This window comes from Pseudomonas sp. 3A(2025), assembly GCF_054589175.1.
The window spans coordinates 1-19,135 of sequence record NZ_BAAILM010000095.1; the positions used below are offsets into that span (position 1 = coordinate 1).

Here is a 19,135-nt window from a genome sequence, read left to right on the forward strand (position 1 = left end):
GGGTGGATCAGAGATGATTCACTGTCCAAGTACTCGTGGAATCAGTGTCCAAGTGGCCGTGGAATGAGTGTCCAAGTCAGCGTGGAATCAGTGTCCACGTGTTCGTGGAATGGGTGTCCAAGTGTGCGCGGAATACGCACTTGAAAAGCCTGATACAAGGTCGCTGTATCAATGCTGGCAGAAGTAAGGACTGGTTTGCCGAAGTTTCTTGCTGGGTCCAGTACAACGGCTTTACTGCGCTTGAGTGGGTACCAGCGCTGTGCAGAGCCCTCTAGGGTGTAGTCGATACCTTCATACAGAGAGGGCTTGATGACCTGCTTGAAGGCATACTGCCTTTTAACCAGATCCAGAAGCGCTTCATCTCCAGTTTCATCGAGAACAGTGGCAAAGATATCCCGGCCATCAGTCTGAAAGCGCCTGCAGGTAAATGGATAACGTTGATCGAATAGTTCTGTTGCTTGCCGGGACGCGCTTCGAATGGCTTGCAGGCTCACGCCGTGTTGCCGAAACGCATGGACAAATCGAATCTCGAGCAGGTCGTGGAAGCCAAGCAGGTTCTCATCCAGAAAAGACAGTTCAGGTGTCCAGAGACCAGGATGATCGACGCCATGAGACGTATATCCGAACATCCAGCGCCGGATATCTGACGCGGAGATACCTGTGTAGAGCGAAGCTTCGCCGGCTGTATAAAGTCCGACGCCAATGAGGCGACTGAGTGGTTGAGCGTTTTTCACATGTCCCTCCTGGTATCAGGGAGCAATCAGGATCTGTGCAGAAATACCCTTCGATGCGGCCAAGTGCACAGATGGATGAAGGTAGCACTTCTGTTTTAGGTGTGCACGGACTGCAATGTCACCTGAAGTGGACAGAATACGTGCGAGAAGAGCATGGTTTATGTAGGCGTTTTCTTTTGTCGCACCCACAAAAAAACCGGCTCAGATGGCCGGTTTTTTTGTTCATTCAAGCTAGTAGCTGGCTCGAACAGTCTTACTGTTTGGTGCCCCGAGGGAGACTCGAACTCCCACTCCTTTCGAAAACGGATTTTGAATCCGCCGCGTCTACCAATTCCGCCATCAGGGCTCAATGGCCGCGAAGTATAGGGATGGTCTGACGGTCGGTCAACCCTGATTTTTGAGGCTTTTTTACTAATTGAGGCAAACCGGCTAAACTTCGCGCCCCTGCTGGACGACCACTCCCATCATGCGTGTTGCTGACTTTACCTTCGATCTCCCCGATGCCCTGATCGCGCGTCATCCTCTGGCCGAGCGGCGTGGCAGCCGGCTGTTGACGCTGGACGGCCCGAGCGGCGCCCTGGCGCATCGTCAATTCACCGATTTGCTGGAGCATCTGCGCCCTGGCGACTTGATGGTGTTCAACAATACCCGGGTGATCCCGGCGCGGTTGTTTGGCCAGAAGGCCTCTGGCGGCAAGCTGGAGATTCTGGTCGAGCGCGTGCTGGACAGCCATCGGGTGCTGGCGCATGTGCGTTCGAGCAAGTCGCCCAAGCCGGGTTCGGCGATTGTGATCGACGGCGGTGGCGAGGCGACCATGGTTGCGCGTCACGACACGCTGTTCGAGCTGGCGTTTGCAGAACCGGTGCTGGCGTTGCTCGACCGGGTCGGGCACATGCCGCTGCCTCCTTATATAGACCGGCCCGACGAGGGCGCGGACCGCGAGCGCTATCAGACCGTGTACGCCGAGCGCGCCGGTGCCGTGGCGGCGCCGACGGCGGGGCTGCATTTCGATCAGCCGCTGTTGGAGGCCATTGCTGCCAAGGGCGTCGAGACCGCGTTCGTGACCCTGCACGTCGGCGCCGGCACTTTTCAGCCGGTGCGGGTCGAGCGCATCGAAGACCACCACATGCACAGCGAGTGGCTGGAAGTCGGCCAGGACGTGGTCGATGCCGTGGCGGCGTGCCGGGCTCGGGGCGGACGAGTGGTGGCGGTCGGCACGACCAGCGTGCGCTCGCTGGAGAGCGCGGCGCGTGATGGCGTGTTGAAACCGTTCAGCGGCGATACCGATATCTTCATCTATCCTGGGCGACCCTTTCATGTGGTCGATGCCCTGGTGACCAATTTTCATTTGCCCGAATCCACGCTGTTGATGCTGGTTTCGGCGTTTGCCGGTTACCCCGAGACCATGGCGGCCTATGCGGCGGCCATCGAGCAGGGTTACCGCTTCTTCAGTTACGGTGATGCGATGTTCATCACCCGCAATCCCGCGCCTACGGGGCCCCGGGAATCGGCATCAGAGGATCACCCATGAGTCGCACCTGTCGTATGTCTTTCGAGTTGCTGGCCACCGACGGCAAGGCCCGTCGCGGTCGGCTGACGTTCCCGCGTGGCGTGGTGGAAACCCCGGCGTTCATGCCGGTGGGTACCTATGGCACGGTCAAGGGCATGCTGCCGCGCGATATCGAGGCGATCGGGGCGCAGATCATTCTGGGCAACACCTTCCACCTGTGGCTGCGCCCGGGCACCGAGGTGATCAAGGCCCACGGCGACCTGCATGATTTCATGCAGTGGAAAGGCCCGATCCTCACCGATTCCGGCGGTTTTCAGGTGTTCAGCCTGGGCGCGATGCGCAAGATCAAGGAGGAGGGCGTGACCTTCGCTTCTCCGGTCGATGGCGCCAAGGTGTTCATGGGCCCGGAAGAGTCGATGCAGGTCCAGCGTGACCTGGGCTCCGACATCGTGATGATTTTCGACGAATGCACGCCGTACCCGGCCAGCGAAGACGTGGCGCGGGTGTCGATGGAGCTGTCGTTGCGTTGGGCCAAGCGCTCGAAGATCGCCCATGGCGAGAGCGATGCGGCGCTGTTCGGCATCGTGCAGGGCGGTATGCATGAGAATCTGCGCAAGCGCTCGCTGGACGGCCTGAACGAGCTGGACTTCGACGGCTTGGCGATTGGCGGCCTGTCGGTGGGCGAGCCCAAGGATGAAATGATCAAGGTGCTCGATTATCTGCCTGGCCTGATGCCAGCAGACAAACCTCGTTACTTGATGGGTGTAGGCAAACCCGAAGATCTGGTCGAAGGTGTGCGCCGCGGCGTTGACATGTTCGATTGCGTGATGCCGACCCGCAATGCCCGCAACGGTCACCTGTTCATCGACACCGGTGTACTGAAGATCCGTAATGCGTTTCATCGCCACGATGATTCGCCGCTGGATGCAAGCTGTGACTGCTACACCTGCCAGAACTTCTCGCGCGCTTATCTGCATCACCTGGACAAGTGCGGCGAAATGCTGGGTAGCATGCTCAATACAATCCACAACTTGCGGCATTACCAGCGGCTGATGGCTGGTTTGCGCGAGGCTATCCAACAGGGTAAATTGGCCGACTTCGTCGATGCCTTCTACGCCAAGCGCGGCCTTCCTGTGCCGCCGCTGGATTGAAACACAACGAGTTTTTCCTGCTTTACATACTAATTATGAAAATGGAGCGCTAAATGAGCTTTTTCATCTCCCCCGCCTTCGCGGACGCTGCAGCCCCGGCTGCCGCGGGCCCTGCGGGTTCCGGTTTCGAGTGGATCTTCCTGGTGGGCTTTCTGGTCATCTTCTATCTGATGATCTGGCGCCCACAGGCCAAGCGCGCCAAAGAGCAGAAAAACCTGCTGGGCAACCTGCAGAAAGGCGACGAAGTTGTAACCGCTGGCGGTATCGCCGGAAAAATCAACAAAGTGACTGACGACTTTGTTGTGATTGAAGTGTCCGATACCGTTGAGCTGAAAATCCAGAAGGGCTCCATTGTGGCCACTCTGCCAAAGGGCACTCTGAAAGCCCTCTGAGTTTCATATCTACCATCGACGGGGCGCGCAAGGCGCCCCGCGTTTTAAGCGGGCGGCGTGATGCTGAACAAATACCCTCTGTGGAAATACATACTGATTCTGGCAGTGCTGGCGATCGGTTTCATTTATTCCGCACCCAATCTCTACCCTGACGATCCGGCTATCCAGATCAGCGGCGCGAGCACGGCGTTGCAAGTCAACCAGGCCGATGTCGACCGTGCCGCCAAGGCGCTGACCGATGCAGGTCTTGCGGTCAAAGGTTCTTCTCTGGCTGAGAATGGCAAGGGCGGTTTGCTGCGTCTGACCAAACAGGAAGACCAGTTGCCGGCCAAAGACATCGTGCGCAAGGCGCTGGGCGACGACTATGTCGTGGCATTGAACCTGGCCCGTACGACACCGGCCTGGCTGAGCAACCTGGGCGCAAGCCCGATGAAACTGGGTCTGGACCTGTCGGGCGGCGTGCACTTTTTGCTCGAAGTCGACATGGACAAGGCCATCGATGCTCGCCTGAAAGTCTACGAAGGCGAGGTCAAGACCTTGCTGCGCAAAGAGAAGGTGCGTTATCGCAGCCTGCCGCAGCAGAACAACGTGATTCAACTGGGCTTCACTGATGATGCCGAGCGTGAACAGGCCCGTGCGCTGATCCGCAAGAGCTTCACAGATTTCGAAATCACCCCGTCCGAGCTCAACGGCATTGTCACGCTGCGTCTGGCGCTGACCCCGGCCAAGCTGGCAGAAATTCGCGAATACTCCATCAAGCAGAACCTGACCACGGTGCGTAACCGGGTCAACGAGCTGGGCGTGGCCGAGCCGCTGGTACAGCGCCAGGGCGCCAACCGCATCGTGGTCGAGCTGCCAGGCGTGCAAGACACCGCCGAAGCCAAGCGTATCCTCGGCAAGACGGCCAACCTGGAATTCCGTCTGGGTGCAGGCCCGGATGACTCCAAGGCCACCACTGAAATGTTCGAGTTCCGTGAAGGTGGTCGTCCGGCTGCCGCTGTGGAGCGCGGTCTGATCATCACCGGTGACCAGGTCACCGATGCCCAGGCCAGCTACGACGAACATGGCCGTCCACAGGTGAACATCAACCTTGATGGTCACGGTGGCGAACTGATGAGCCGCGCCACCCGCAGCAACGTGGGCCGCAGCATGGCGGTGATCTTCATCGAGCAGCGTCCGGTGACGACTTACGCCAAACAGATGGTCGACGGCGTCGAGAAAGAAGTGCCGATCCAGACCTTCAAGGAAGAGAAGAAGATCATCAGCCTGGCGACCATCCAGTCGCCGCTGGGCAGTCAGTTCCGGATTACCGGTCTGAACGGCCAGGGTGAATCTTCCGAGCTGGCGCTGCTGCTGCGTGCCGGTGGTCTGGCTGCACCGATGTACTTCGCTGAAGAACGCACCATCGGTCCGAGCCTGGGTGCTGACAACATCACCAAGGGTATCGACGCTTCGTTGTGGGGCATGCTGTTCGTGTCGCTGTTCATCATGGCCATCTACCGCTTCTTCGGCCTGATCGCAACCGTCGCCCTGGCCTTCAACATGGTTGCACTGCTGGCGCTGATGTCGCTGCTGGGGGCCACGCTGACCCTGCCGGGTATTGCCGGTATCGTGTTGACCATGGGTATGGCGGTGGACGCCAACGTGCTGATCTTCTCGCGGATTCGCGAAGAGCTGGCCAATGGCATGAGCGTGCAGCGCGCCATCAACGAAGGTTTCGACCGCGCGTATACCGCGATCATCGACGCCAACCTGACCAGTTTGCTGGTCGGCGGCATTCTCTATGCAATGGGTACCGGCCCGGTCAAAGGCTTTGCCGTTACCCTGTCGCTGGGGATCTTTACCTCCATGTTCACGGCCATCATGGTAACTCGCGCAATGATCAACCTGATCTACGGCGGGCGTGACTTCAAGAAGCTGTGGATTTAAGGAGCTGCCATGAAATTAGGTACGATCAATTTCATGGGCGTGCGCAACGGTGCGTTCGCCCTGACCATGCTCCTTACGGTACTGGCGTTGTTCAGCTGGTTCCATAAAGGGCTCAATCTGGGTCTGGACTTCACCGGCGGTACGCTCATCGAGCTGACCTACGAGCAGCCAGCCGACCTTGGCAAAGTGCGTCAGGAACTGGGTAATGCCGGTTACCACGACGCGGTGGTGCAGAGCTTCGGTGCCACCACCGACCTGCTGGTGCGCATGCCGGGTGATGACCCGCAACTGGGCTCGCGCATTGCCGATGCACTGCGCAAGGCCGATGCCGGTAACCCGGCGACCGTCAAGCGTGTCGAGTTCGTCGGCCCGCAAGTGGGTGAAGAGCTGCGCGACCAGGGCGGTATCGCCATGTTGCTGGCATTGGGCGGCATCATGCTGTACCTGGCCTTCCGGTTTCAGTGGAAGTTCGGTGTTGGCGCGATCGTCTCCCTGGTGCACGACGTGGTGGTGACGATGGGTATCCTGTCGTTCTTCCAGATCACCTTCGACCTGACCGTGCTGGCCTCGGTGCTGGCGATCATCGGTTACTCGCTCAACGACACCATCGTGGTCTTTGACCGGGTGCGCGAGAACTTCCGCGTACTGCGCAAGGCGACGCTGATCGAGAACATCAACATCTCGACCACCCAGACCTTGCTGCGCACCATCGCCACCTCGGTGTCGACGCTGCTGGCCATCATCGCGTTGTGGGCCTTTGGGGGTGACAACCTGGAGGGCTTCTCCATTGCGCTGTTCGTCGGCGTTCTGGCGGGCACCTACTCGTCGATCTACATCGCCAACGTGGTGCTGATCTGGCTGAATCTGAGCAGTGAAGACCTGATTCCGCCGGTAACGGCTGACAAAGTCGACGATCTGCCATAAGGCATCGAAGCTGACCAAAAAAGGCGCGAGTGTTGAACTCGCGCCTTTTTTATTGCTCCAAGGCTGGGTAAATCGCAAGAAATTGCGCTTGGAAGGTCAGGAGGTTCACGTGAACAAGTCTCTGTTGGTGGGTGCCGTGTTGGGAGCCGTTGCGGTGACTGCGGGTGGCGCATTTGCCACCTACAGTCTGGTTAACAGCGGTCCGGAATATGCTGATGTACTGGCGGTCGAGCCGGTCAAGCAGCAAATCAAGACGCCGCGTGAGGTGTGCAAGGACGTGACCGTGACGCGCAAGGCGCCGGTCAAGGACGAACACCAGATTGTCGGCAGTGTGCTGGGTGCTGTGGCCGGTGGCTTGCTGGGTAACCAGGTCGGCGGCGGCAACGGCAAGAAGATTGCCACTGTGGCCGGTGCGGTCGGTGGCGGTTATGCCGGTAACAAGGTTCAGGAAGGCATGCAGAACCGCGACACTTATACGACGACCCAGACGCGCTGTAACACCGTCAACGACATCAGCGACAAGGTCGTGGGTTACAACGTCAAGTACAAGGTCGGCGAGAAGGTCGGTCAGGTGCGCATGGACCGCGATCCGGGCAATCAGATTCCGGTCGACAAGAATGGTCAGCTGATTCTCAGCCAGCAATAAGTTTCGCGCATAAAAAAACCGGCCACTTGAGCCGGTTTTTTTATGCCTGCATTTTGATCGGTGTTTAGATCAGCGCTTGATCGAAGGCGGCAGGTGCGGTGCGATGGAGGTCAGCACGGCTTTGAAGCATTTGGCGTTGCCCGCCACGATGTGGCCTTTTTCAAGGAAGTCGTGACCGCCGGTGAAGTCGCTCACCAGGCCGCCGGCTTCTTGAATCAGCAGGGCGCCCGCAGCGATGTCCCACTCGGACAGGCCCGACTCCCAGAAGGCGTCGAAGCGGCCGGCAGCGACATAGGCCAGGTCCAGGCTGGCGGAGCCGGCGCGACGGATGCCGGCAGTCTGGCCGATCAGGCTGCGGAACATGCCCAGGTAGTTTTCCAGGTGGTCGAGCTGGTTGTCGCGGAACGGGAAGCCGGTACCCAGCAGGGCGCCTTCGAGGCTCTTGCGCGAGCTGACGCGCAGGCGACGGCCATTGAGGGCGGCGCCACGGCCACGGCTGGCGGTGAATTCTTCCTGGCGAACCGGGTCCAGGACCACGGCGTGTTCCAGGCGACCACGGTATTTGCAGGCGATGCTCACTGCAAAGTGCGGGATGCCACGGACGAAGTTGGTGGTGCCGTCCAGTGGGTCGATGATCCACAGGTAATCGGTGCCCTCGCCGCTGCCGGCGTGCAGGCCGCTTTCTTCGCCGAGGATGCCGTGAGTCGGGTAGGCCTTGCGCAGGGCTGCGATGATGCTTTGCTCAGCCGCGCGATCAATTTCGCTGACGTAGTCTTTGGCTTCTTTTTCGTCGACCTTGATGGTATCCAGGCGCTCGATGGAGCGGAAAATCAATTCGCTGGCGGTGCGTGCGGCGCGCAGCGCGATATTCAGCATGGGCTGCATGGATAAATCACCTAGGGTTGTTAAAGAGAGCCGGGCATTCTAGTGGCTGAATTAAATTATTTCCAGCGTGGCGTGGGCATTCTGAATGCCTGGCGGATGAACTGCTGTCGTCGCGCGTCCGTCGCCTGCGCGTCAAGGTGTCGCAAGGCTTCGTGGCGTTAAGCAGGCCGCTTCTGTAAGATTTGCGCCCCAAGATTGAGTCAGTGAGCGCACACGGTGTTGCACAACATTCGTATTGTCCTGGTCGGTACGACCCATCCCGGAAATATCGGTGGGGCCGCCCGCGCCATGAAAAACATGGGCCTGACGCGCTTGGTACTGGTCGAGCCGCGGGTGTTTCCGTCGCCTGAAGCTGACGCACGGGCCTCCGGCGCCGATGATATTCTGGGTGGCGCGCACGTAGTGTCGAGCCTTGAAGAGGCGCTGGTCGGTTGCAGTCTGGTGCTGGGCACCAGTGCGCGCGATCGCAGCTTGCCCTGGCCAATGCTTGACCCGCGCGAGTCGGGCGAAAAAGTCATCGAGCAGGCAGGCGAGGGCCTTGAGGTTGCGCTGGTGTTCGGGCGTGAGCATGCCGGCCTGACCAACGACGAGCTGCAGCGCTGCCATTATCATGTGCATATCGCCTCCAATCCCGATTTCAGCTCGCTGAACCTGGCCGCTGCGGTGCAAGTGCTCAGTTATGAAGTGCGCATGGCATGGCTGGCCGGTCAGCAAGCGCCGCTTGAGACCAAGGCGTCGGTGGCGCGTGAGCATGAGCTGGCGACCATGGATGAAATGGAAGGCTTTTATGCTCATCTGGAGCAGACGCTGGTTGCCATCGGCTTTCTGGACCCGGAAAAACCGCGCCACCTGATGGCGCGTCTGCGCCGTCTTTATGGTCGGGGTGAAATTGAGCGGCCGGAGCTGAGCATCCTGCGCGGTATCCTGACCGAAACGCAGAAAGTGGCACGCGGTGAACCCTACAAACGGAAGGATCAGTGATGTTCGAGCGGTTGCGAGAAGATATTCAGAGCGTTTTCCACCGAGACCCGGCGGCGCGCAATGCCTTTGAAGTGCTGACCTGCTACCCCGGGATGCACGCGATCTGGATGCACCGCGCCGCTCACATTCTTTGGCGTAATAACTGGAAGCTGTCGGCGCGCGTGGTGTCGAACTTCAGCCGCTGGATGACCGGCATCGAGATTCATCCGGGGGCGAAGATTGGCCGGCGTTTCTTTATCGATCACGGCATGGGCATCGTCATCGGCGAAACCGCCGAGATCGGTAATGACGTAACGCTGTATCAAGGCGTGACCCTGGGCGGTACCAGCTGGAATGCCGGCAAGCGTCACCCGACGCTCGAAGACGGTGTGGTAGTGGGCGGCGGCGCCAAGGTGCTGGGGCCGTTTACCGTCGGGGCAGGGGCCAAGATCGGCTCCAATGCCGTGGTCACCAAGCCGGTACCAGCCGGTGCGACGGCGGTGGGTATTCCGGCGCGGATCATCGTCAAGTCCGATGGTGAGGTCGAGGCGCGGCGCAAGGCGATGGCCGAGAAGCTCGGCTTCGATGCCTATGGCGTTGGTCAGGACATGCCTGACCCGATTGCGCGTGCCATCGGCCAGTTGCTCGACCATCTGCAGGCAGTGGATGTGCGTCTTGAGGATATGTGCGGTGCCTTGAGCAAGCTGGACAGCGACTATCGGGCTTGCGCGCTGCCGTCGTTGCCGGATGAAGTGTTTGAGTGCGTGAAAGATCAGCCGGAGAAGGCGCGCGCTTGACCAGTGTCAATACGCCGTCATTTTTGCTATGCTTCTGCGCGCTCTTTGAGGCTAATCCCGACTGTTTTACTTGGTTTTATAGTTGACTCAAATACTCGGGAATAGCATACTCGCTCCATTCTGAATCACTGCGGTACATGCCATGCGACTGACTACCAAAGGCCGATACGCTGTCACAGCCATGCTTGACCTGGCTTTGCATGCGCAGCATGGCCCTGTGTCACTGGCCGACATTTCCGAGCGCCAAGGCATTTCCCTGTCTTACCTTGAGCAACTGTTCGCCAAGCTGCGTCGCGGCAATCTGGTGTCGAGCGTGCGTGGTCCCGGTGGCGGTTATCAACTGTCGCGTGACATGAACGGCATTCAGGTCGCTCAGGTCGTCGACGCCGTCAACGAATCGGTCGATGCCACCCGTTGTCAGGGGCTGGGCGATTGCCATGCCGGAGATACCTGCCTGACCCACCATTTGTGGTGTGACCTCAGCCAGCAGATTCACGAGTTTCTTAGCGGTATCAGCCTGGCGGACCTTGTCACTCGCCGTGAGGTACAAGAAGTCGCTCAGCGCCAGGATCAGCGTCGTTGCTCGAACACGAGCAAGTCGCCGCAACTGGGTAAGATTGAAACGTCCGCCGTCGAATGAACGCAGATGAATGAGCGGTGCGCCTGCCTGAAAGGAGATATTCAATGAAGTTGCCGATTTACCTCGATTATTCCGCGACGACCCCGGTCGATCCGCGTGTCGCCCAGAAGATGATGGACTGCCTGCTGGTTGACGGCAACTTCGGGAATCCTGCGTCGCGCTCCCACGTTTTTGGCTGGAAAGCCGAAGAGTCGGTCGAGAACGCTCGCCGTCAGGTCGCCGATCTGGTCAACGCCGATCCGCGCGAAATCGTCTGGACTTCCGGTGCGACCGAGTCCGACAACCTGGCTATTAAAGGTGTGGCGCACTTCTACCACACCAAAGGCAAGCACATCATCACCTCCAAGATCGAGCACAAGGCCGTTCTCGATACCACGCGCCAGCTGGAGCGTGAAGGTTTCGAAGTGACCTACCTCGATCCGGGAGAAGACGGCCTGATCACCCCGCAACTGGTCGAAGCGGCCTTGCGCGAAGACACCATTCTGGTGTCGATCATGCACGTCAACAACGAAATCGGTACCGTCAACGATATCGCAGCGATCGGTGAACTGACCCGTTCGCGCGGCGTGTTGTTCCATGTCGATGGCGCTCAGTCTACCGGCAAGGTCGAGATCGACCTGGCCAACCTGAAAGTCGACCTGATGTCGTTTTCGGCGCACAAGACCTACGGCCCCAAAGGCATCGGCGCCCTGTACGTGAGCCGCAAGCCACGTGTTCGCCTCGAAGCCACCATGCACGGCGGCGGTCATGAGCGCGGCATGCGTTCCGGTACCCTGGCGACTCACCAGATCGTCGGTATGGGTGAAGCGTTCCGCATCGCCAAAGAAGAAATGGCCAGCGAGAACCAGCGCATCAAGGCCCTGAGCGACCGCTTCTTCAAACAGGTCGAAGACCTTGAAGAGCTGTACGTCAACGGCAGCCTGACCGCCCGCGTTCCGCACAACCTGAACCTGAGCTTCAACTACGTTGAAGGCGAGTCGCTGATCATGGCGCTCAAGGATCTGGCGGTATCGTCCGGTTCTGCCTGTACTTCGGCATCCCTTGAGCCTTCGTATGTATTGCGCGCCCTGGGCCGCAACGACGAACTGGCACACAGCTCGATTCGCTTCACCTTCGGCCGTTTCAGCACCGAAGAAGAAATCGATTACGCCGCGCAGAAGGTTCGCGAGGCGGTCACCAAGCTGCGAGCACTTTCGCCGCTGTGGGATATGTTCAAAGACGGTGTCGACATCTCCAAGATCGAGTGGGCGGCGCACTAATTTAAAGTCGCCCCCCGGACAGGTCGCCTGCTTTATAAGTCGCGCGACCTGCAGAGCGACTCCCCTGATGTGAGAGGAACAGAATCATGGCTTACAGCGAAAAGGTCATCGACCACTACGAAAACCCACGCAACGTCGGCAAGATGGACGCTGAAGATCCTGATGTCGGCACCGGCATGGTCGGCGCTCCGGCGTGTGGTGACGTGATGCGCCTGCAGATCAAGGTCAACGATCAGGGCGTTATCGAAGACGCCAAGTTCAAGACCTACGGTTGCGGTTCGGCCATTGCGTCCAGCTCCCTCGCCACCGAGTGGATGAAGGGCAAGACCCTGGACGAAGCAGAAACCATCAAGAACACCCAGCTGGCAGAAGAGCTGGCCTTGCCGCCAGTCAAGATCCACTGCTCGGTACTGGCCGAAGATGCCATCAAGGCAGCCGTACGCGACTACAAGCAAAAGAAAGGCTTGTTGTAAGCGTACCGTTCTATAGCAACGCTGGCGAAATCCAAGGAGTTCCCGATGTCAATCAGCATGACCGAAGCCGCCGCCAACCACGTGCGTCGCTCCCTTGACGGACGCGGCAAAGGTGATGGCATTCGTCTGGGTGTTCGCACCACAGGCTGTTCCGGCCTTGCCTATGTGCTTGAGTTCGTCGACGCGGCGGACCCTGAAGACACGGTGTTCGAGGCCTATGGCGTGAAGGTCATCATTGACCCGAAAAGCCTGGTGTACCTCGATGGCACCGAGCTGGACTTCGTCCGCGAAGGCTTGAACGAAGGCTTCAAGTTCAATAATCCCAATTCGCGCGGTGAATGCGGCTGCGGCGAAAGCTTCAACGTCTGAGGCGGGTGATCGTGGGTACTCCTTGTCATTTCGCGCTGTTTGAGCTGAAGCCTGGTTTTGTCGTGGACCTCGACCAGTTGGCGAGCCGCTACCGGGAACTGGCGCGCAGCGTGCACCCGGATCGGTTCGCCGATGCGCCCGAGTCCGAGCAGCGCCAGGCGCTGGAGCGTTCGGCCAACCTCAATGAGGCCTATCAGACCCTCAGGAGTGCCCCGCGTCGGGCGCGCTACCTGCTGGCGATCCGGGGCGATGAGGTGCCGCTTGAAGTGACGGTGCACGACCCCGACTTTCTCTTGCAGCAGATGCAGTGGCGCGAAGAGCTCGAAGACCTGCAGGACGAGGCCGATCTGGCCGGCGTCGCGGTGTTCAAGCGTCGCCTCAAGGTTGCTCAAGAGACCCTCAACGACAGCTTTGCCGCTTGTTGGGATGATGCAGCGCAACGCGAACAGGCCGAGCGCCTGATGCGGCGCATGCAGTTCCTCGACAAGCTTTCCCAAGAAGTGCGCCAGCTCGAAGAGCGCCTCGACGATTAACCCCGTGCGGCCCTGGCCGTACGCCTGTGATTATTCCTAAAAGCATGGCCTTACTGCAGATCGCCGAACCCGGCCAGAGTCCTCAACCGCACCAGCGCCGTCTGGCTGTCGGGATCGACCTTGGCACCACCAATTCGCTGGTTGCTGCATTGCGCAGTGGCCTTTCCGAGCCGTTGGCCGATGAAAGCGGGCAGATCATTCTGCCGTCGGCCGTGCGCTACCATGCCGATCACGTCGAAGTCGGGCACGCTGCCAAGGCGGCGGCCTCGGTTGACCCGTTCAATACGGTGCTGTCGGTCAAGCGCCTGATGGGTCGTGGCATCGCCGACGTCAAGCAACTGGGCGAGCAACTGCCGTACCGCTTCGTCGAAGGCGAGTCGCACATGCCGTTCATCGACACTGTGCAGGGCGCCAAGAGCCCGGTGCAGGTGTCGGCCGACATCCTCAAGGTGCTGCGCCTGCGTGCTGAAGCGACGCTGGGCGGCGAGCTGGTTGGCGCGGTGATCACCGTGCCGGCCTATTTCGACGATGCCCAGCGCCAGGCCACCAAAGACGCAGCGCGTCTGGCTGGCCTTAACGTATTGCGCCTGCTCAACGAGCCGACGGCGGCAGCCGTAGCCTATGGCCTGGACCAGAACGCCGAGGGCGTGGTCGCCATTTATGACCTGGGCGGCGGTACGTTCGATATCTCGATCCTGCGCCTGACTGGCGGTGTCTTCGAAGTGCTGGCCACTGGCGGCGACACTGCGCTGGGCGGCGACGATTTCGACCATGCGATTGCGCAGTGGATCATCCGTGGTGCCGGCTTGTCCTCCGATCTGGAGCCGGCCGCGCAGCGCAGCCTGCTGCACACCGCTTGTGCCGCCAAAGAAGCGTTGACCGACGCCGCGTCTGTCGAAGTGGTGCATGGCGACTGGCGTGCCGAGCTGACCCGCGAAGCCTTCAATGAACTGATCGAGCCGATGCTGGCACGCAGCCTCAAGGCGTGCCGGCGTGCGGTGCGTGACGCCGATATCGAAATCGACGACGTCAAGGCCGTGGTCATGGTCGGCGGTTCGACCCGTGTGCCGCGCGTGCGTGATGCGGTGGCCGAGCTGTTCGGTCGCCAGCCGCTGACCGACATCGACCCTGACCAGGTCGTGGCCATCGGTGCGGCGATTCAGGCCGACACTCTGGCCGGCAACAAGCGCGACGGCGGCGAACTGTTGCTGCTCGACGTGATCCCGCTGTCGCTGGGGCTGGAAACCATGGGTGGGCTGATGGAGAAAGTCATCGCCCGCAACACGACCATTCCGGTGGCGCGTGGCCAGGAATTCACCACCTATAAAGACGGCCAGACAGCCATGATGATTCATGTGCTGCAAGGCGAGCGCGAGCTGATCAGCGATTGCCGTTCTCTGGCGCGCTTCGAGCTGCGTGGCATTCCGCCGATGGTCGCCGGTGCGGCGAAGATTCGCGTGACCTTTCAGGTCGATGCCGACGGGCTGCTCAGCGTAGCGGCCCGTGAGCTGGCGTCGGGCGTCGAGTCGAGCATTCAAGTCAAGCCGTCCTACGGGCTGACCGACGGCGAAATTGCCCGGATGCTCAAGGACTCCTTCCAGAATGCCGGGCAAGACAAGGTGGCTCGCGTGTTGCGCGAGCAACAGGTCGATGCCGAGCGCCTGCTGGAAGCGGTGCAGGGCGCGCTGGAAGTCGATGGCGAACGCCTGCTCGACGAAGAAGAGCGGTTGGTTATCAACCTGCAAATGGACGAATTACGTGAACTGATGCAAGGCACCGATGGCCTGGCCATCGAGCAACAGACCCGCCGTCTGTCGCAAGTGACCGATGCATTTGCTGCAAGGCGCCTGGATTCGACGGTAAAAGCCGCACTGGCAGGACGCAACCTGAATGAGATTGAGGAATAACTGATGCCGTTGGTGACCTTTCTGCCCCATAAGGAGCATTGTCCGGACGGGATGACCGTCGAGGCGGCGCCCGGGACGACAATTCTGGATCTCGCCCACGATCATCACATCGAGATCGAAAGCGCCTGCGGTGGCGTGAGTGCCTGCACCACCTGCCACTGCATTGTGCGCAAGGGCTTCAATTCGACCGGTGAGGTCGATGAGCTCGAAGAAGACATGCTCGACAAGGCCTGGGGGCTGGAAGCGCAGTCGCGGTTGTCGTGCCAGGCCAAGGTCGGTAACGAAGACCTGACCATCGAGATTCCGAAATATTCGCTCAACCACGCTGCCGAAGCGCCGCACTGATCTCAAGGAGAATAGGCATGGGTCTCAAATGGGTTGATGTGCAGGAAATCGCGATCCAGCTGGCTGAAGCACACCCGGATATCAATCCGCTGACGGTGAATTTCGTCAAGCTGCGCAATCTGGTGATGGCGCTGCCGGAATTCGACGATATCCCTGATCGCGGCGGGGAAAAGGTCCTTGAGGCGATCCAGGGGTTGTGGATTGAAGAGGCTGACTGACACCGGACAGCCTCTGTAACGCAAGCAAGTTAGGCAATACTCTAGAACCCGCGTATAATTCGCGGGTTTAATTTTTCGATTTAATTTCTGTTTCTGGAGTTTCACCATGGCTGTTCAACGTACTTTCTCGATCATCAAGCCTGACGCCGTTGCCAAGAACGTGATCGGCAAGATCACCACTCGCTTCGAAGACGCTGGCCTGCGCATCGTTGCTTCGAAAATCAAGCAACTGTCCAAGGCTGAAGCTGAAGGCTTCTACGCCGAGCACAGCGAGCGCGGTTTCTTCGGTGACCTAGTTGCCTTCATGACTTCCGGTCCAGTTGTCGTTCAGGTTCTGGAAGGCGAGAACGCCATTGCTCTGAACCGTGAGCTGATGGGCGCTACCAACCCTAAAGAAGCTGCTGCCGGCACCATCCGTGCTGACTTCGCCGAGTCGATCGACGCCAACGCCGTTCACGGTTCGGACTCCGAAGCTGCTGCTGCTCGCGAAATTGCTTACTTCTTCGCTGCTACCGAAGTAACTGCTCGCTAAGCCACGGCCGACGAGCAAGAGGTGAATTCATGATCGTGACGACTGGTAAAACCAACCTGCTGGGTCTGACTCAGCCGGAAATGGAAAAATTCTTCGAGTCAATCGGGGAGAAACGCTTCCGTGCCGGTCAGGTCATGAAGTGGATTCACCACTTTGGCGTCGATGATTTCGACGCCATGACCAATGTCGGCAAGGCCTTGCGCGAAAAGCTCAAGGCCTGCTCCGAGATTCGCGGCCCCGAAGTTGTCAGCGAGGACATCTCCACCGACGGCACCCGTAAATGGGTGGTGCGTGTGGCGTCCGGCAGCTGCGTCGAGACCGTCTACATTCCTCAGGGCAAACGCGGCACATTGTGCGTTTCGTCCCAGGCAGGCTGTGCCCTGGATTGCAGTTTCTGCTCCACCGGCAAGCAAGGCTTCAATAGCAACCTCACCGCCGCCGAAGTGATCGGCCAGGTGTGGATTGCCAACAAATCCTTTGGCAGCGTTCCGGCCACCGTCGACCGTGCCATCACCAACGTGGTGATGATGGGCATGGGTGAACCGCTGCTGAACTTCGATAACGTCGTGGCCGCCATGCATTTGATGATGGACGACCTGGGCTATGGCATTTCCAAACGCCGTGTGACCCTGTCGACCTCCGGTGTGGTGCCGATGATCGACGTGCTGGCTCAGCACATCGACGTGTCCCTGGCGCTGTCCCTGCACGCGCCCAACGACGAACTGCGCAACAAGCTGGTGCCTATCAACAAGAAGTACCCGCTCAAGGTGCTGCTCGAGTCCTGCCGCCGCTACATGGCCACGCTGGGCGAGAAGCGCGTGCTGACCGTCGAGTACACCTTGCTCAAGGACGTCAACGACCAGCCGGCGCACGCGACCGAGATGATCGAGTTGCTCAAGGACACCCCTTGCAAGATCAACCTCATCCCGTTCAACCCGTTCCCGCATTCCGGCTACGAGCGCCCCAGCAACAATGCCATCCGGCGCTTCCAGGACATGCTGCATCAGGCCGGCTACAACGTGACCGTGCGCACCACCCGTGGTGAAGACATCGATGCTGCCTGCGGGCAACTGGTCGGTCAGGTCATGGATCGCACGCGCCGTAGCGAACGCTACATCGCCGTTCGCGAGGTCAATGCCGAAGCCGGGCAGGGACAGCGCGCGGCCTCCTGATACGCATGCGAACCTGACCGAGAGGGACCTTATGTCTGTGCGCGCCTTGTTGCTGTTGAGTGTTGCCTTCCTGATGGCGGGGTGCGTGACATCGGGCGATGTCGATCCGATGACCACCAGCAAGGGGCGTGACCAGGCCCTCCAGGCGTATGTGCAACTGGGCCTGGGGTACTTTCAGCAGGGCCAGACCGAGCGGGCCAAGGTGCCACTGAAAAAGGCGCTGGAACTCAACCGTAACGATCCGGATGCCAATGCTGCCCTGGCGATCGTGTTCCAGGCCGAAATGGAGCCGGAGCTTGCCGATCAGTACTACCTCAAGGCAATTGCCGGCAGTAAGGAAGATGCCCGCATCGTCAATAACTACGGCAGCTTTCTGTACGATCAAAAACGTTACAAGGAAGCTTTCGCACGTTTTGAACAGGCGGCGGCCGACAATCTGTATCCTGAGCGCTCGCGGGTCTTCGAGAGCCTGGGCATGACTGCTCAGAAGCTGGGGGATCGCGAAAAGGCGCGTGAATATTTCACCCGTGCCTTGCGTCTGGAGCGTCGTCAGCCGCGTGCGTTGCTGGAAATGGCTGAGTTGTCTTACGAAGACAGGCAATATGTACCCGCGCTCGATTACTACGCGCGCTTCAGCCAGCTCAGCGAGCAGAATGCGCGTAGCCTGTTGCTCGGTATACGACTGGCCAGAATTCACGAAGACCGTAACACTGCAGCCAGTTATGGCCTGCAGCTGAGAAGACTCTATCCCGGTTCGCCGGAATATCAGCAATACCTGTTGGAGCAATGATGAAAGCGGCGCATCCCGAAGTTGTAACAGGCAATGGTATGAATCCTGGGGAAACCCTGCGCCAGGCCCGTGAGAGCCAGAACTGGTCGCTGTCTGATGTGGCGTTGAGGCTCAACCTGACCGCCAGTTCCTTGAACCATGTCGAGAACGGCGCGTTCGACAAGCTGCCGGGGCACACCTTTGCCCGTGGCTATGTCCGCGCCTACGCCAAATTGCTCGAACTGGACCAGGCAGCGCTGGTTGCCCAGTTCGACCAGTACACCGGCTCCAATGCCAAGGGCAGCGAAGTGCATGCCTTGGGGCGTATCGAAGAGCCGGTGCGGCTGTCGCATAACATTCTGCGTATTGTCAGCCTGATTTTGTTGCTGGTGCTGGTCGGCGGTGGTTTTCTCTGGTGGCAAGACCAGGGCTCGTTGCGCGGCAAGGACATTGCCGGGTTGAGCCTTGAGCATGTCGAGGTCGAGAGCGCCGACGGCACCACTCAGATTCATCAGCTGGACGAGCCGCCACAAGAAACGCCCGCGCCGCAGGTTGGCAATGGCAATTCTTCGCCATTGCCACTGACCCCGTCGACGTCGACTGCCGAGACTGCACCCGTCAGTCCGGCACCTGCCAGCCCGGCGTCTGCGCCGGTCCAGGCCACGCCGCCAGTCGCCAGTGCGCCAGCCGCTGTCGCGCCATCGGTGCCTGCAGCCACTTCCGAAACGATTGCGCCGATCGTCGCCGGCTCCGGTCAGGTCAGCGTCAAATTCGTCGCCGATTGCTGGGCCCAGGTCACCGATGCCAACGGCAAGGTCCTGAGCAGCGGCCTGAAACGCAAGGGTGAAACCCTCGACGTAACCGGTAAGCCACCACTTTCTCTGCGTCTGGGCTATGCCCGTGGTGCCGAAGTCAGCTACAACGGACAGCCTGTAGACGTGGCTCCATTTACCTCCGGCGAAACCGCTCGCCTGAAACTAGGGCAATAAG

Annotated in this window: 22 protein-coding genes and 1 tRNA gene; 20 read left to right on the forward strand and 3 right to left on the reverse strand. The window is 59.7% G+C overall.

Annotation, left to right across the window (positions count from 1 at the left end; all coding sequences use genetic code 11):
- Nucleotides 1-41: 41 nt before the first annotated feature.
- A complete protein-coding gene (locus ACYP2A_RS23525) occupies nucleotides 42-734 on the reverse strand; it encodes a MerR family transcriptional regulator (protein ID WP_459748342.1) in 693 nt (230 codons plus the stop codon).
- Nucleotides 735-995: 261 nt separating this feature from the next.
- A tRNA-Leu gene (locus tag ACYP2A_RS23530) sits at nucleotides 996-1,080 on the reverse strand.
- Between the two features lie 120 nt (nucleotides 1,081-1,200).
- Between ACYP2A_RS23530 and queA the strand changes: the two genes are divergently transcribed.
- From queA to ACYP2A_RS23560, 6 genes are all read left to right on the forward strand, one after another.
- Nucleotides 1,201-2,265 (forward strand): tRNA preQ1(34) S-adenosylmethionine ribosyltransferase-isomerase QueA, encoded by a 1,065-nt coding sequence (gene queA, locus ACYP2A_RS23535; protein ID WP_459748343.1) that lies wholly within the window; start codon nucleotides 1,201-1,203, stop codon nucleotides 2,263-2,265.
- A 14-nt stretch (nucleotides 2,266-2,279) separates the two neighbouring features.
- Nucleotides 2,280-3,395 (forward strand): tRNA guanosine(34) transglycosylase Tgt, encoded by a 1,116-nt coding sequence (tgt, locus tag ACYP2A_RS23540; RefSeq protein WP_459748746.1) that lies wholly within the window; start codon nucleotides 2,280-2,282, stop codon nucleotides 3,393-3,395.
- Nucleotides 3,396-3,448: 53 nt separating this feature from the next.
- Nucleotides 3,449-3,787: a preprotein translocase subunit YajC gene (gene yajC, locus ACYP2A_RS23545; protein ID WP_459748344.1), complete on the forward strand. Its 339-nt coding sequence runs from the start codon at nucleotides 3,449-3,451 to the stop codon at nucleotides 3,785-3,787.
- Nucleotides 3,788-3,847: 60 nt separating this feature from the next.
- The gene (gene secD / locus ACYP2A_RS23550; RefSeq protein WP_459748345.1) at nucleotides 3,848-5,716 is read left to right on the forward strand and encodes a protein translocase subunit SecD; all 1,869 of its coding nucleotides are present in this window, start codon (nucleotides 3,848-3,850) and stop codon (nucleotides 5,714-5,716) included.
- Nucleotides 5,717-5,725: 9 nt separating this feature from the next.
- On the forward strand, nucleotides 5,726-6,640 hold the full coding sequence (secF, locus tag ACYP2A_RS23555) for a protein translocase subunit SecF (RefSeq protein ID WP_459748346.1): 915 nt from the start codon (nucleotides 5,726-5,728) through the stop codon (nucleotides 6,638-6,640).
- A gap of 109 nt (nucleotides 6,641-6,749) precedes the next feature.
- Nucleotides 6,750-7,286, forward strand: a complete 537-nt coding sequence (locus ACYP2A_RS23560; RefSeq protein ID WP_459748347.1) for a glycine zipper 2TM domain-containing protein — start codon at nucleotides 6,750-6,752, stop codon at nucleotides 7,284-7,286.
- Between the two features lie 69 nt (nucleotides 7,287-7,355).
- Here the strand turns inward: ACYP2A_RS23560 and suhB are convergent, their stop codons facing one another.
- Nucleotides 7,356-8,171: a type III secretion system regulator SuhB gene (gene suhB / locus ACYP2A_RS23565; protein WP_459748348.1), complete on the reverse strand. Its 816-nt coding sequence runs from the start codon at nucleotides 8,169-8,171 to the stop codon at nucleotides 7,356-7,358.
- Between the two features lie 216 nt (nucleotides 8,172-8,387).
- Here suhB and trmJ point away from each other — a divergent pair, with 216 nt between their 5' ends.
- The 14 genes from trmJ (at nucleotide 8,388) to ACYP2A_RS23635 (ending at nucleotide 19,134) form a co-directional block, all read left to right on the forward strand.
- Nucleotides 8,388-9,152, forward strand: coding sequence for a tRNA (cytosine(32)/uridine(32)-2'-O)-methyltransferase TrmJ (gene trmJ / locus ACYP2A_RS23570; RefSeq protein WP_459748349.1), 765 nt, complete (start codon nucleotides 8,388-8,390; stop codon nucleotides 9,150-9,152).
- Nucleotides 9,152-9,928, forward strand: a complete 777-nt coding sequence (gene cysE, locus ACYP2A_RS23575) for a serine O-acetyltransferase (protein ID WP_459748350.1) — start codon at nucleotides 9,152-9,154, stop codon at nucleotides 9,926-9,928. The genes trmJ and cysE overlap by 1 nt, the downstream gene beginning before the upstream one ends.
- Nucleotides 9,929-10,070: 142 nt before the next feature.
- Nucleotides 10,071-10,568, forward strand: coding sequence for a Fe-S cluster assembly transcriptional regulator IscR (gene iscR / locus ACYP2A_RS23580; RefSeq protein ID WP_459748351.1), 498 nt, complete (start codon nucleotides 10,071-10,073; stop codon nucleotides 10,566-10,568).
- Between the two features lie 44 nt (nucleotides 10,569-10,612).
- Nucleotides 10,613-11,827: an IscS subfamily cysteine desulfurase gene (locus tag ACYP2A_RS23585; RefSeq protein WP_459748352.1), complete on the forward strand. Its 1,215-nt coding sequence runs from the start codon at nucleotides 10,613-10,615 to the stop codon at nucleotides 11,825-11,827.
- A gap of 86 nt (nucleotides 11,828-11,913) precedes the next feature.
- Nucleotides 11,914-12,300: a Fe-S cluster assembly scaffold IscU gene (iscU, locus tag ACYP2A_RS23590; RefSeq protein WP_108095972.1), complete on the forward strand. Its 387-nt coding sequence runs from the start codon at nucleotides 11,914-11,916 to the stop codon at nucleotides 12,298-12,300.
- A 45-nt stretch (nucleotides 12,301-12,345) separates the two neighbouring features.
- Nucleotides 12,346-12,669, forward strand: coding sequence for an iron-sulfur cluster assembly protein IscA (gene iscA, locus ACYP2A_RS23595; protein WP_459748353.1), 324 nt, complete (start codon nucleotides 12,346-12,348; stop codon nucleotides 12,667-12,669).
- 11 nt (nucleotides 12,670-12,680) lie between these two features.
- The gene (gene hscB / locus ACYP2A_RS23600) at nucleotides 12,681-13,202 is read left to right on the forward strand and encodes a co-chaperone HscB (RefSeq protein WP_459748354.1); all 522 of its coding nucleotides are present in this window, start codon (nucleotides 12,681-12,683) and stop codon (nucleotides 13,200-13,202) included.
- Nucleotides 13,203-13,246: 44 nt separating this feature from the next.
- On the forward strand, nucleotides 13,247-15,109 hold the full coding sequence (hscA, locus tag ACYP2A_RS23605; RefSeq protein ID WP_459748355.1) for a Fe-S protein assembly chaperone HscA: 1,863 nt from the start codon (nucleotides 13,247-13,249) through the stop codon (nucleotides 15,107-15,109).
- A 3-nt stretch (nucleotides 15,110-15,112) separates the two neighbouring features.
- Nucleotides 15,113-15,454, forward strand: a complete 342-nt coding sequence (gene fdx / locus ACYP2A_RS23610; protein WP_459748356.1) for an ISC system 2Fe-2S type ferredoxin — start codon at nucleotides 15,113-15,115, stop codon at nucleotides 15,452-15,454.
- Nucleotides 15,455-15,471: 17 nt separating this feature from the next.
- On the forward strand, nucleotides 15,472-15,672 hold the full coding sequence (gene iscX / locus ACYP2A_RS23615; RefSeq protein ID WP_459748357.1) for a Fe-S cluster assembly protein IscX: 201 nt from the start codon (nucleotides 15,472-15,474) through the stop codon (nucleotides 15,670-15,672).
- A gap of 106 nt (nucleotides 15,673-15,778) precedes the next feature.
- Nucleotides 15,779-16,204 carry a nucleoside-diphosphate kinase gene (ndk, locus tag ACYP2A_RS23620; RefSeq protein ID WP_459748358.1) on the forward strand — a complete coding sequence of 142 codons (426 nt, stop codon included), beginning with the start codon at nucleotides 15,779-15,781 and terminating at the stop codon, nucleotides 16,202-16,204.
- Nucleotides 16,205-16,233: 29 nt separating this feature from the next.
- Nucleotides 16,234-17,376 carry a dual-specificity RNA methyltransferase RlmN gene (gene rlmN, locus ACYP2A_RS23625; protein WP_459748359.1) on the forward strand — a complete coding sequence of 381 codons (1,143 nt, stop codon included), beginning with the start codon at nucleotides 16,234-16,236 and terminating at the stop codon, nucleotides 17,374-17,376.
- A 31-nt stretch (nucleotides 17,377-17,407) separates the two neighbouring features.
- On the forward strand, nucleotides 17,408-18,166 hold the full coding sequence (gene pilW / locus ACYP2A_RS23630) for a type IV pilus biogenesis/stability protein PilW (protein WP_459748360.1): 759 nt from the start codon (nucleotides 17,408-17,410) through the stop codon (nucleotides 18,164-18,166).
- Entirely contained in the window at nucleotides 18,166-19,134 is a 969-nt protein-coding gene (locus ACYP2A_RS23635) for a RodZ domain-containing protein (protein ID WP_459748361.1), read from the forward strand. The genes pilW and ACYP2A_RS23635 overlap by 1 nt, the downstream gene beginning before the upstream one ends.
- Nucleotide 19,135: the final 1 nt, after the last annotated feature.